We start from the raw sequence: 12,500 nt of genomic DNA on the forward strand, positions 1-12,500 counted from the left end.
TTCAGGCAGTTGGCCTCCAGGCAGTTGACCCCCAAGGCAGTTGAACCCTCACGCAGTCGAACCATCCCGAGCATCACGGAGAAACCCTCATGGACACGCACACCACCGCTACCATCAACCACGGCATCGACGTCCCCATCGACACCCCCATCGACGACAACGGTGCGACGCGCCTCGCCCCGCCGCCCGCGGGCGCCGTGACCACCGTGCCGCGGTGGACACGAGAGCCGGTGCCGGGCACCGCCGATCACGAGCTGCTCGTGCCGGACCGGACGGTGGCGGCGCTCCGATCGACGGCACGCGAACTCGCGGTGCCGTTCGAGACGGTGCTGCTGGCGGCACATGCGAAGGTCCTCGCGGCGTTGACGGGGGAGCGGGAGATCGTGACGGGGTACGTCACGCCGGGCGGTGGCCGGGCGCTGCCGTGCCGGATCGACCTCGGCCCGGGCACTTGGCGCACGCTCCTGACGGAGGCCCACCGGTCGCAGGCGGGGCTGCGGGACGCTCCCGCCGACGCGTCGTTCGAGACGGTCTTCGACCCCACGGGCGGTGGCGGCGGTGCGGTGGACGGGGAGCGCGCGGCGCTGTGGGTCGGGCCGGTGGCGATGCCGGGTTTCGGTGGTGGGCTGGTGCTGCGGTTGCGGTATCGCACCGACGTGCTGGACGGGGAGAGTGCCGCCCGGGTCGCCGGGTATCACCTGCGGGCGCTGGAGCTGATCACCGCGGACCCGGACGGCGATCACCGGCAGCGGAGTCTGCTGTCGGCGCAGGAACTGCACCTTCAGGTGGAGGGGTTGGCGGGGCGGCGGCGCGAACTGCCGGACCGGCGCGTGCACGAGCTGTTCGAGGAGCGGGTGCGGGCGCACCCGGATGCCGTGGCCGCGGTGTGCGGGGAGCGGGTCTGGTCGTACGGGGAGCTGAACGCCCGGGCGAACCGGCTGGCGCGGGCGCTGGTGGCACGAGGGGTGGGTCCCGAGCGGGTGGTCGCGGTGGTGATGGAGCGGAACCTGGACTGGCTGGCCTCGGTCCTTGCGGTGTTCAAGGCGGGCGGGGTGTATCTGCCCGTCGAACCGCACTTCCCGGCGGACCGCATCGCACGGACACTGTCCAGGGCGGGGTGTGTGCTGGCGCTGAGCGAGGCGGGCAGCACCGACACGCTTGACCAGGCGCTGTCGGGCGGCCTGCCGCAGGTGGACAGGCTGCTGGTCGGTGAGGCGTACGGAGAGGAGCACGCGGAGAGCGACCTCGGTACCGGGATCGGGGCGGACGGGCTGGCGTACGTCTACTTCACGTCCGGTTCGACGGGTGAGCCGAAGGGCGCGATGTGCGAGCACGCGGGCCTGCTGAACCATCTCTTCGCGAAGATCGACGACCTGGGGATCAAGGAGGGCACGGCGGTGGCCCAGGTGGCGCCGCAGTGCTTCGACATCTCGCTGTGGCAGCTGCTCTCCGCCCTCCTGACCGGCGGACGGACCGTGCTCGTGGAGCAGGACGTGATCCTCGACGTCCCCCGCTTCCTCGACACGGTCGCCCGCGCCCGGGTCGGCGTCGTACAGGTGGTGCCTTCCTACCTGGACGCCGTGGTGACGGCGCTGGAGCGGCAGCCGCGTGACCTGCCCGACCTGCGGTGTGTGTCGGTGACGGGCGAGCCATTGAAGCGGGAGCTGGCCGAGCGGTGGTTCGCGGCCGCCCCGGGTGTGCGGCTGGTGAACGCCTATGGTCTGACCGAGACCTGCGACGACACCAACCACGAGGTGATGGACCGGGCCCCGGAACGGGTGCTGCTCGGCCGGCCCGTCGCCAACGTGCACGTCTACGTCGTCGACGAGCGGCTCAACCCGGTACCGCTGGGCGCGCCCGGCGAGATCGTCTTCTCCGGGGTATGTGTGGGACGCGGTTACGTGAACGATCCGCAGCGCACCGCGGCGGCGTTCCTGACCGACCCGCACCGGCCCGGCGAGCGGCTGTACCGCAGCGGTGACCACGGCCGCTGGTGGCCGGACGGGAAGCTGGAGTTCCTGGGCCGCAAGGACGCCCAGGTCAAGATCCGCGGTTTCCGGATCGAGATCGGCGAGATCGAGAACACCCTGCTGCGTATGGACGGCGTCCGTGACGGCGCGGTCGTGGTCACCACAGGAGGCGGTGACAGCAAGCAGCTCATCGCCTTCTACACCGGCCCCCGCCCTCTGGACGAGGCCGTGCTGCGGGACCGGCTGGGCGGAGGGCTGCCCGCCTACATGGTGCCCGCCTCCTTCCGCTGGCAGGAGCGGCTCCCGCTGACCGCCAACGGAAAGATCGACAAGAAGGCGCTGGCCACCCGGGCCACGGACCCGCGCACCACCGACGCCGGCCGGCAGGTCCGGGACGGCCAGGACGGTCAGGACGAGTCTCCGGCCACACCGGCCGAGCGGCGGCTGGCCGCCGCCTGGGCAGGTGTCCTCGGCATCCCCGAGGACCAGGTCCACCGCGGTGACCACTTCTTCGACCGCGGCGGCACGTCACTGTCCGCCGTGAAGCTCGCCATCGCCCTGGACCGCACCATCTCGCCCAAGGACATCACCGAGCGTCCTCGCCTCTCCGACCTCGCCCACCTCATCAATTCCTGAGACCACGCGCAGAAATGACGTCACGTCAGAAACGAAGGGAACGCACCATGATGCCGAACTCCTCCGCCGTTCCGCCGTTCGCGGTGGTTCCCGGTGCCCAGGTGCAGCAGGCGCTGGCCGGTCGGGAGAAGCAGGTCGTGGAGCTGGTGGAGAGTGTCTACCGGCTGCACGGCGCCGGTGACTCGGTCAACCCGCCCTCGTACTTCCTGCGGTTCACCGACCGGCCCACCTCGCGGATCATCGCCCTGCCCGCCTCGATCGGCGGCAGCGTACACGTGGACGGACTGAAGTGGATCTCCAGCTTCCCCGGCAACGTCAACGCCGGGATCCCGCGGGCGTCGGCGGTGCTGATCCTCAACGACCACGACACCGGCTACCCGTTCGCCTGCCTGGAATCCTCCATCATCAGCGCGACCCGCACCGCCGCCTCGGCCGCGCTGGCCGCCGACCGGCTCACCCGCCACCGGCCGGACGCGGCACGCCCGGTACGGGTGGGCTTCTTCGGCACCGGACTGATCGCCCGCTACATCCACACCTTCCTCGCCGCCACCGGCTGGTCCTTCGACGAGATCGGCATCCACGACCTGTCCATCGACAGCGCCGCCGGCTTTCGCACCTACCTGGAACAGTCCGGCACACCCGGCCGGATCGCCGTCCACGACAACGCCCAGGAACTCATCCGCACCAGCGACATGGTGGTCTTCGCCACCATCGCCGCCGAACCCCACGTCACCGAGACCGCCTGGTTCGACCACAACCCCCTGGTCCTGCACATCTCACTGCGCGACCTGGCACCCGAGATCATCATGGCCTCGGCCAACATCGTCGACGACGTCGAACACTGCATGAAGGCGAACACCTCCCCCCACCTCGCCGAACAGCTCACCGGCAATCGCACCTTCCTCACCGGCACGCTCGACGACGTCATCACCGGCCGCACCACCCTGCCCGCCGACCGGCCGGTCGTCTTCTCCCCCTTCGGCCTCGGCGTCCTCGACCTCGCCGTCGGCAAATACGTGTACGACGAGATCGCCCGCACCGGCGAACTCCACATCATCGACAACTTCTTCCACGAACTGCGCCGGTACGGATGAACCGCCCCCGCACCGGGCCACCCACCCCACCCCACCCCACCACCCCACCTCAGACGTCCCGTCAGAAGTCCCGCGCAAGGTGCGCCGCCGGGGTGTCCGCGCAGCGCAGGTGGTCGGCCGTCGCGGGAGCGCCGTCCGCGACATTGCGGTCGTAGGTCACGGTCTTCACCGTGACCGGCTCCGAGCCGACGGCGACCTCGAAGACGGAACCGCCGCCGGAGGCCGGCCGCAGGCGTGCTCCGGGCAGGGCCGCGGCCAGCGTCGACGCGTCCTCCTCCCGCCCGGCCGGGTACGTGATGACGGGCGGTCCCGCGGGCCGCACCGAGGGAGCCGATGCCGAGGTGTCGGTGACGGCGAACCTGGTGCGCCGCAGCGCCTCGGCGACGGCGGCGTCGTCGACCCGGACGGCGATTCCCGCGGGGTTGGTCTCGGCACGCGTCTCCGGCACGGGCAGGATGCGGGTGTCGCCGGTGACGGGTCGGTCGGCGCGCAGGGCGTCCCACAGCGCCCGCGACCGGGCCGTGTGCCACAGGAGCGTGGAGCCCACGCCCGGCACCCGGTGGTCGAAGTGCGCGATCGGCACGGTCGTGAACTCCGTACGGTCCGCCGGGAGCCGGCCCAGCGACCAGCCGATGCGGACGAGATCGTCCAGGCCCGTGGCTTCGTCGGTGCGTACGGACGTGAGGAGCGTGCGCGCCGTGTGCGCGGCACGCGCGGGGTCGGCGAGCGCCCCACGGACCGTCAGGTCCTCCAGCATCTCGGCGAGCAGACGCTGCTGGCGGCGGACCCGGCCGAGATCGCCGGGACGGTCGATGTGCCGGGCCCGGGCGTAGCGCAGCGCCCCGTTGCCGTCGAGGCGGTGCGTGCCGGCGGTGACGTCGAGTCCGGAGTTCTCGTCCTTGAGCGGCTTGTCCGTGCAGACGGTCGCACCGCCCAGGTTGTCGACGGTCTGCTCGAAGCCGGTGAAACCGGTCTCGAGGTAGTGGTCGATGCGCAGGCCCGTGGCCTTCTCGACGGTGCGCACGGCCATCGGACCCCGGCCGACCTTGTACGCGCCGTTGATCTTGCCCCAGCGGGCGGGGGCGGCGGACCCCGCCGGCGCCGCGTACTCGACGTAGCTGTCGCGGGGAATGGAGACGACGCTCGCGCGCTGCTGGTCCTCGGAGAGGTGCACCAGCATCATCACGTCGGTGCAGTCGCAGCCTTCACCGCCCACGTTTAGGCGGCGCTTCTCGGCGGCCGACAGACCGGTACGGCTGTCGACGCCGACGATCAGGATGTTCGTCCCGCGGCCGCCGTCCCGGGCCGCCGGCTCGCCGGAGCCCGAGTCGGCCCGGGCACCGAGCCAGGGCAGCGAGACCAGGCTGGACAGCAGGGCCAGTCCGACAGTGAGACGGCGCATCACACATCCCCGGGGTGGACATCGGTGAGTGCGAGTGATCGTAGGAGGACCGAGCCCCGTCGATCATGCTATGGGCCGACCGGCACGCCGTCCCGGCCGTCGTAGTCACCCACGTTGTCCAACGCGGCCCGCGCCGTCCCGGCCGCGCCGCCGGGCGGCGAGCCAGGTGCGGGAAGACATCACGGTGCCGCGCGCGGCACGCCGCAGCCGCTCGGCAAGCGCTGCGCGCGTCGGCCCGGACGTGGGTCTGGGTGCGCTGAGCGGTTCAGCCAGCCGGCCTCGCCCAGGCGACGACGGGGTCGAGGGCCGGATTGAGGGTGCGCAGCGGCTCCCACATGTGGGCCGCACCAGCAGCCGTCCGGCGGGGGGGGGAAGTGGTCCGCCCACCAGGTGGACGACGTGCTGGGGGCGCGCCTTGCCGGCGGCCGGGCGGCCGCAGCGGCGCAGAAGTTGTTCGCATGACGCGCCTCGTGCTGTGACTGGAAGGGTTCACGGGCTCTCGCGACGCCCGGCACGGCACCGCACGGGACGCCGCGAGCGACTCGGCAAAGCCTTTCCGGTCACAGCACCAGCCAGTACGACGCCGGGGGCGCCGGACGCGCGTCCGGGCGCGTGCGCCCGGCGCCGCGGGGCCGGGGGCCGGGGGCCGAGGGCGTCAGCCCTCGGCGAGCGTCAGCGCCGACGCGGGGTCCGGCGCCGCGGGTCCTGCGGGGGCCCAGGCGCCGCCGGACCTGGTGTACGGCCACCAGCGCCCGTCGGGGCCCACCCGCAGCTGTGCGTCCGCGCCCACGACCGTCCACCGGCCCGCGCCCGCGCTCCGCAGCCGTGGCCGTTCCCCCGCGTCCCAGCCTTCCGCCAGCTGCGCCTCCGCCCGGACGAGCGTCTCCTCGTCCGGCACCCAGCCGTCCTCCAGGACCGTGAGCGCCGGGGCCCCGCCGGACCGCCAGGCGCGGACCGCGAGGCCGAGACCGGACCGCGTACGTCCGGAGCCGGCCGCGAGCCGTGCCGCGACCGCCGCCGGGAGCCGTGCGCCGGCGTCGCCCGACGCGGCCAGCCGCACGGCGTCCTGGCACAGGGTCAGCTCCGGCTCCGCCGGCCGCCGCTCATGCCCGTCCGCCAGCGCCTCCGCCAGCATCCGGTGCGCGCGCACCGCCGCGTCCGCCGCGAGGAGCTCCAGGGCTGCCGGGTCCACGCCCGGCGCCGGGGCCGCCTCGGTGTCGAGCGACGGCGGCACCCCGGGCTCCGCCGGCAGCGTCGGCGGCTCCGGCAGCACCGGCAGGAGCCCCGCCGCGGCGAATGCCTCGTCGGCCCGTACGCCCTCGGACACCGGCGCGGACGGCTCCGCCCGCGCGGCGCTGCGCATCTGGAGCTCGTCGAGGAGCCTCCGTTCCCCGCGGCCCCGCAACAGCAGCAGCACGAACGGGTCCTGGTCCAGCAGCCGTGCGACCTGGTAGCACAGCGCGGCCGTGTGCGGACACAGGTACCACGCCTCGCAGGTGCACGTCGGCTCCAGGTCACCGATGCCCGGCAGCAGTCCGGCCCCGGCGTCCGCCGCGTCCTCCACGAGGTGCGGCGGCATCTCCCGGTCCAGCAGCGCCGCGATGTGCCCCGCCCGTTCCACCGCCATGTCCAGGAAGCGGTCCCAGGCGTCGCCGGTCAGCTCCGGCAGCAGGACGTCGCTGCGGTACGCCGTGCCGTCCCGGTCCCGCACCACCGCCGTGATCCGCCCGGGCCGCACGGACACCGCCCCGACCGCCCCGGCACGCGCCTGCCTGCGACCCTGCTTGAGCTGCTCCGAGTCGAGCGCCGAGTCCTCCAGCGCCCGCAGCCACGCCTGTCCCCACCAGGTCTGTGCGAAGCCCCGCCCCTTGGCGGACGGCAGCGCGGCGAACGTCCGCTCGCCCTCGCCCTCGCCCTCGCCCTCGCCCGCGTACTCGTGGTCGTGGTCGTGGTCGTGGTCGTCCGTCATCGTGCGTCGTCCCCTCGCAGTTCGACCAGCTCCGCCAGCTCGGCGTCGGTCAGTTCGGTCAGCGCCGCCTCGCCGGAGCCGAGCACCGCGTCCGCGAGCTCCCGCTTGCGCTCCAGCATGGCCGCGATGCGGTCCTCGACCGTGCCCTCGGCGATGAGCCGGTGGACCTGCACGGGCTGGGTCTGGCCGATGCGGTACGCCCGGTCGGTGGCCTGCGCCTCGACGGCCGGGTTCCACCAGCGGTCGTAGTGGACGACGTGACCGGCCCTGGTCAGGTTCAGCCCGGTGCCTGCCGCCTTCAGAGAGAGCAGGAACACCGGTACGTCGCCGTCCTGGAAGCGCCGCACCATCGCCTCCCGCTGCGCGACCGGCGTGCCGCCGTGCAGGAACTGCGTCCGTACCCCGCGCCCCGCCATGTGCCGCTCCAGCAGCCGCGCCATCTGCACGTACTGGGTGAACAGGAGCACGCTCGCACCCTCGGCCAGGATCGTGTCGAGGAGTTCGTCGAGCAGCTCCAGCTTGCCCGAACGGCCCGCGATCCTCGGCGCCTCCTCCTTCAGGTACTGCGCCGGGTGGTTGCAGATCTGTTTGAGCGCGGTCAGCAGCTTCATGACGAGGCCGCGCCGCTCCATGCCGTCGGCCCCGGCGATCGCGGCCATCGTCTCGCGCACCACCGCCTCGTACAGTCCGGTCTGCTCGACGGTGAGCGCGATGCTGCGGTCGGTCTCGGTCTTCGGTGGCAGTTCGGGCGCGATGCCCGGGTCGGACTTGCGGCGGCGCAGCAGGAACGGTCGTACGAGCGCGGCGAGTCGCGCGGCCGCCGCCGGATCCGCACCGCCCTCCACGGCCTGCGCGTACCGGGTCCGGAAGGCGCCGAGCGGGCCGAGCAGCCCCGGCGTCGTCCAGTCGAGGATCGCCCACAGCTCGGACAGGTTGTTCTCGACGGGCGTGCCGGTCAGCGCCACCCGGGCCTTCGCACCGATCGTGCGCAACTGCTTCGCGGTCTCCGCGTACGGGTTCTTCACGTGCTGCGCCTCGTCGGCGACGACCATGCCCCACCCCACGCCGGCGAGGCTCGCGGCATCGAGGCGCATCGTTCCGTAGGTGGTCAGGACGAACTCCCCGTCCGCCAGGCCGTCGAGACTGCGCGTCCCGCCGTGGAAGCGGCGCACCGGCGTGCCGGGTGCGAACTTCTCGATCTCCCGCTGCCAGTTGCCCATCAGCGAGGTCGGGCAGACGACGAGCGTCGGCCCGGCGGCCGACTCGTCACCCCGGCGGTGCAGATGGAGGGCGATCAGTGTGATCGTCTTGCCGAGGCCCATGTCGTCGGCGAGGCAGCCGCCGAGGCCGAGTGAGGTCATCCGGTGCAGCCAGTTGAGCCCGCGCAGCTGGTAGTCGCGCAGGGTGGCGGCGAGCGCGGGGGGCTGGCCGACCGTCCGAGCCCCGCCTTCCGGTTCGGCGATCCGCTCGCGCAACCGCTCCAGCCAGCCCCCTGCCCGGACCTCGACACGCCTGCCATCGACCTCGGTGGAGCCGGTCAGCACCGCCCCGAGGGCGTCGACCGGAGTGAGCTTGTGGTCCTGGCTCGCACGGGCGCGGCGCACCTCCTCCGGGTCGATCAGCACCCACTGGTCGCGCAGCCGCACCACGGGCCTGGCGGCCTCGGCCAGCCGGTCCAGCTCCTCGCGGCTCAGCCGCCGGTCGCCCAGGGCGAAGCGCCAGTTGAAGGCGAGCAGGGCGTCCGCCGACAGGAACGAGGGCAGCCCGGAGCCCGTCGGGTCCGCCGCCGGTGCGTCCGGACCCGCAGACCTGTCCGCAGACCCGTCCGCAGATCCGGCCGCAGTCCGGTCTCCGGCCCCGGCCGCAGATCCGTCCGCCGGCCCGTCCGCAGGCTCGTCCGCGGGACCGATCACCGCGTGTGCCGTCAGCCGGGTGGTCAACTCCCGCGGCCAGTGCACCTCTACACCCGTCGCGGCGAGCGCCCGGGAGGCTTCGCCCAGCAGTTCGGCGACCTCCTCGTCGGCGAGCTCGACCGCGTCCGGCACCGCCGCCGACAGGAGCGGGGTGAGGGGCGTCCAGGCCCGTGCCGCCCGGCGCAGTGCCAGCAGCGCGTCCATGCGGGCGCGCGGTCCGAAGGCGGCGTCCTGCCCGGCGGCCCACACGGCCGCGGTGTCCGCGACGAGCGCCGGGTCGCTGACGCTGTGCATCTGGAGCACCGCCCTGAAGGACGGTGTGTCGTCACCGCCGCCGGTGAGGCCCAGCACCTCGATGCGCAGGGACACCCGTACGCCCGCGTCGAGTCCCGCCGCCACGTCCTGGGCCCAGGCACGGGCCTCCGGCAGCACCTGCGGCGCGTCGGCGGCGAACGCGCCCGAGCCCGCGGCGAGCGGCGCGGCCGGGGTGCGAGGCAACCCGTCGGCGACCGCGTCCAGGAAGGCGCGCAGCAGTCGTTCGGGTGCGGGCAGCAGCAGCGGCTCCGCGGCGGCGTCGAGCGGGACGGCGTGGGCCGTGGGCGGCATGGCGGCCGCGAGCGTACGGATCCGGTCCAGGTCCTCCGCGGACAGCGGCCCGACCCGCCAGGCGTCGTGGTCGGTCGCGGTCAGGCCGGGCAGCAGCAGCCCACGGGCGGCGAGTTGGAGTGCGAGGACGGCGGCGGAGCCCCAGAAGGCCGCGGAGGGGGACGCGTCCTCGGTCACCCGCGCCCGGGTCAGGACCGGCAGCGCGTCCCGTACGGGCAGCAGTCGGGCCCGTACGGCACGGGTGCGGGCGCCGCGGTCGGTGCCGGCCGTGGCGACGGTCAGGTCCCTGAGCGCGTCGTCGCCGCCGGGGCCGGCCGGCGGCTCGGCCCCGGTGGGGTGCCAGAACGCGACGCGGCCCGTGCGGGGCGGGTCACCGGGCAGGAAGACCGCGGAGCAGAGGGCGAGTTCGGAGATCTCGGGGGGCGTGGCAGCGGGAAGCGTGGGCACAGCGATGGCGCATTCCTCAAATTTGACTACTGCGGGCCGGAGCCGCCGAGGGTACCTCACGCGGCGCCCGACTCGGGAGCGCCTCCGAGGTGACCCGTGTCACTCGCCGGCACTTCCGGCGCCCTGGGGTGCGGACGGCACCACCAGGGGGGCACCGGGAATCCCCCCACCGTTCCGGGGTGGTGGCGCCATGGCCGCGAAGGGAGCCGGATCCGTACGTTTCTTCAGGTCAGAGCAGTCTCGGGGTCGAGCGCGCCGACGGCGCAGCCGGCCGAGACAGACGGAGACCGGAGACCTTCATGCCTCAGGCCAGTGTCACCACCGCCCTCGCCCCCGACGCGGGCCCGCACTCCGGCAGCCCCGCCGACCGGCCCGCGGAGGGATCCGCCGGCAGCCCCGCCGGCAGCCCCGCCGGCAGCCCCGCGGACGGGTCCGCCGGCCGCTCCGCGAGCAGGCCCGCGGGCAGCTCCGCCGGCGGTTTCGGGGGCAGTGACTTCGCCCCGCTGCTGCGGACCGCGAAGGAGCAGGGCCTGCTCGACCGCCGCACCGGCTGGTACGCCCGCGTCATCGCCGTCAACCTGCTCGCCCTGGCCGCCGTCGTCACCGCGATCGCGCTCATCGGCCCGTCCTGGTGGGTGCTCCCGCTCGCCGCGCCCCTCGCGGTGCTGTCCGCCCGTACCGCCTTCATCGCCCATGACGCCGGCCACGCACAGATCACCCCGGACCGCAGGACCGGCCGCGCCATCCAGCTCTTCCACGGGAACCTGCTGCTCGGCATGAGCCAGGACTGGTGGAACGACAAGCACAACCGCCATCACGCCAACCCCAACCACGTCGACAAGGACCCCGACGTCGCCCCCGACGTCCTCGTCTTCTGCAAGGACCACGCCGGCGGTCGCACCGGCTTCCGCGGCTGGCTCACCCGCCACCAGGCATGGCTCTTCTTCCCGCTCACCACCCTCGAAGGCATGGCGCTCAAGGTCTACGGCTTCCGGCACGTCTTCTCGCGCTCCGCGGACGGCCGGCCCGCCGCCCGGGGCCGCGCGCGCGACCGCTTCGTCGAGGGCGGGCTCCTCGTCGCCCATGCCGTCGGGTACGCGGCCCTGCTGCTGACCGCCCTCACTCCGCTCCAGGCCCTCGTCTTCGCCCTGCTCCACCAGATGCTGCTCGGCCTGCACCTCGGGATGGCGTTCGCGCCGAACCACAAGGGCATGGAGATGCCGGGAGCGGACGGCGGGGAACGCTGGGGCCACCTCCAGCGGCAGGTCCTGACCTCGCGCAACATACGGGGCGGCGCCCTGACCGACTGGCTGCTCGGGGGGCTGAACTACCAGATCGAGCACCATCTCTTCCCGAGCATGCCCCGGCCCCATCTGCGGCTCGTCCAGCCGCTGGTCCGCGCCCACTGCCGCCGCCAGGGCCTGCCGTACACGGAGACCGGGCTGATCGACTCGTACCGCCAGGCGCTCGGCCATCTGCACGAGGTCGGCGGGGAACTGCGCGCCGCACGGGGCACGAGCTGAGGGAACCGGCGGGCGCGCGGGCACGTTCTCATCACAGGGAGTGGCGGCCAGGGGCCGCGAAGGAGGCTGCAAGATGTCGACAGGTGCGAAGATCGCCCTCGGGGGAGTGGCCGTGGGCCTCGTCCTCTGGCCACTGATCGGATTCTGGTTCTCGCTGCTGGTGATCGTCGGAGTGCCCGCCGTGGCCTACTTCGCGCTCGACCCCTCGCAGCGCCGCCGGCTCCGCCGGATCAACCGCAAGGAGATCGGCCGCTGACCGGGCCACTGATCGGCCACTGACCGGGCCGCTGACAGTCGCTGACCGGCGGTTTCCTCTTCCCTGTGCCGACGGTAGGGTCGGAGACGATCATCGCCACAGGGGAGGGGAGCTCAGGGATGGGCATCGGCGGACGGGTCACCACGGTCAGCAGCAACGGCGAGTACTCCTTCACCAAGCCGAACAGGGAGAGCATCACCCTGCTCATCGGACTCGGTGTGGAAGGCGACGTCCACGCGGGTGTGACCGTCAAGCACCGCTCCCGCGTCGCGCAGGACCCCACCCAGCCCAACCTCCGCCAGGTCCACCTCATCCACGAGGAGCTCTTCGACGAGGTGCGGACCGCGGGCTTCGAGGTCCGCCCCGGCGACCTCGGGGAGAACGTGACGACGAGCGGCATCGACCTGCTCGCCCTTCCCACCGGGGCGCTGCTGCGGCTCGGTGCCGAGGCGGTGGTCGAGGTGACGGGGCTGCGCAATCCCTGCCTCCAGATCGATGTCTTCCAGGACGGGCTCCTCAAGCAGGTCGTCGGCCGTGACGACGAGGGCGCGATCGTCCGCAAGGCCGGGATCATGTCCGTGGTGAGGACCGGCGGAGTGGTGCGGCCCGGCGACACCATCACGGTGGAGCTTCCGGTCGGGCCGCACCGGCCCCTGGAGCGGGTCTGAGCTCAGCTCAGCTCAG

Annotated in this window: 8 protein-coding genes; 5 read left to right on the plus strand and 3 right to left on the minus strand. The window is 73.3% G+C overall.

Features of this window, described 5'->3' with window-relative positions; genetic code table 11:
• The first annotated feature begins 89 nt into the window (after window positions 1-89).
• Both KK483_RS34435 and sbnB read left to right on the plus strand, forming a co-directional pair.
• Complete coding sequence (locus KK483_RS34435) at window positions 90-2,606, plus strand: amino acid adenylation domain-containing protein (RefSeq protein ID WP_262009138.1); 2,517 nt, start codon at window positions 90-92, stop codon at window positions 2,604-2,606.
• 50 nt (window positions 2,607-2,656) lie between these two features.
• Window positions 2,657-3,700: a 2,3-diaminopropionate biosynthesis protein SbnB gene (sbnB, locus tag KK483_RS34440; protein ID WP_262009814.1), complete on the plus strand. Its 1,044-nt coding sequence runs from the start codon at window positions 2,657-2,659 to the stop codon at window positions 3,698-3,700.
• Between the two features lie 61 nt (window positions 3,701-3,761).
• Here sbnB and KK483_RS34445 read toward each other — a convergent pair whose 3' ends face one another.
• The 3 genes from KK483_RS34445 to KK483_RS34455 form a co-directional block, all read right to left on the minus strand.
• Window positions 3,762-5,102: an LCP family protein gene (locus KK483_RS34445; protein ID WP_262009139.1), complete on the minus strand. Its 1,341-nt coding sequence runs from the start codon at window positions 5,100-5,102 to the stop codon at window positions 3,762-3,764.
• 655 nt (window positions 5,103-5,757) lie between these two features.
• A complete protein-coding gene (locus KK483_RS34450) occupies window positions 5,758-7,071 on the minus strand; it encodes an SWF or SNF family helicase (protein WP_262009140.1) in 1,314 nt (437 codons plus the stop codon).
• Window positions 7,068-10,037, minus strand: coding sequence for a DEAD/DEAH box helicase (locus tag KK483_RS34455; protein WP_262009141.1), 2,970 nt, complete (start codon window positions 10,035-10,037; stop codon window positions 7,068-7,070). The genes KK483_RS34450 and KK483_RS34455 overlap by 4 nt, the downstream gene beginning before the upstream one ends.
• 299 nt (window positions 10,038-10,336) lie before the next feature.
• Here KK483_RS34455 and KK483_RS34460 point away from each other — a divergent pair, with 299 nt between their 5' ends.
• From KK483_RS34460 to KK483_RS34470, 3 genes are all read left to right on the plus strand, one after another.
• Window positions 10,337-11,560 (plus strand): acyl-CoA desaturase, encoded by a 1,224-nt coding sequence (locus tag KK483_RS34460; protein ID WP_262009142.1) that lies wholly within the window; start codon window positions 10,337-10,339, stop codon window positions 11,558-11,560.
• 73 nt (window positions 11,561-11,633) lie between these two features.
• On the plus strand, window positions 11,634-11,816 hold the full coding sequence (locus KK483_RS34465; RefSeq protein ID WP_262009143.1) for a hypothetical protein: 183 nt from the start codon (window positions 11,634-11,636) through the stop codon (window positions 11,814-11,816).
• A gap of 119 nt (window positions 11,817-11,935) precedes the next feature.
• Window positions 11,936-12,484: an MOSC domain-containing protein gene (locus tag KK483_RS34470; protein ID WP_262009144.1), complete on the plus strand. Its 549-nt coding sequence runs from the start codon at window positions 11,936-11,938 to the stop codon at window positions 12,482-12,484.
• Window positions 12,485-12,500 lie beyond the last annotated feature (16 nt).

The sequence above is a fragment of the Streptomyces sp. FIT100 genome, assembly GCF_024584805.1.
Lineage (GTDB): Bacteria > Actinomycetota > Actinomycetes > Streptomycetales > Streptomycetaceae > Streptomyces.

Bases quoted from the DNA above. Each gene is read 5' to 3' on its own strand.
- KK483_RS34435 (WP_262009138.1), top strand. From the start codon at position 90: ATGGACACGCACACCACCGCTACCATCAACCACGGCATCGACGTCCCC.
- sbnB (WP_262009814.1), top strand. From the start codon at position 2,657: ATGCCGAACTCCTCCGCCGTTCCGCCGTTCGCGGTGGTTCCCGGTGCC.
- KK483_RS34445 (WP_262009139.1), bottom strand. From the start codon at position 5,102: ATGCGCCGTCTCACTGTCGGACTGGCCCTGCTGTCCAGCCTGGTCTCG.
- KK483_RS34450 (WP_262009140.1), bottom strand. From the start codon at position 7,071: ATGACGGACGACCACGACCACGACCACGACCACGAGTACGCGGGCGAG.
- KK483_RS34460 (WP_262009142.1), top strand. From the start codon at position 10,337: ATGCCTCAGGCCAGTGTCACCACCGCCCTCGCCCCCGACGCGGGCCCG.
- KK483_RS34465 (WP_262009143.1), top strand. From the start codon at position 11,634: ATGTCGACAGGTGCGAAGATCGCCCTCGGGGGAGTGGCCGTGGGCCTC.
- KK483_RS34470 (WP_262009144.1), top strand. From the start codon at position 11,936: ATGGGCATCGGCGGACGGGTCACCACGGTCAGCAGCAACGGCGAGTAC.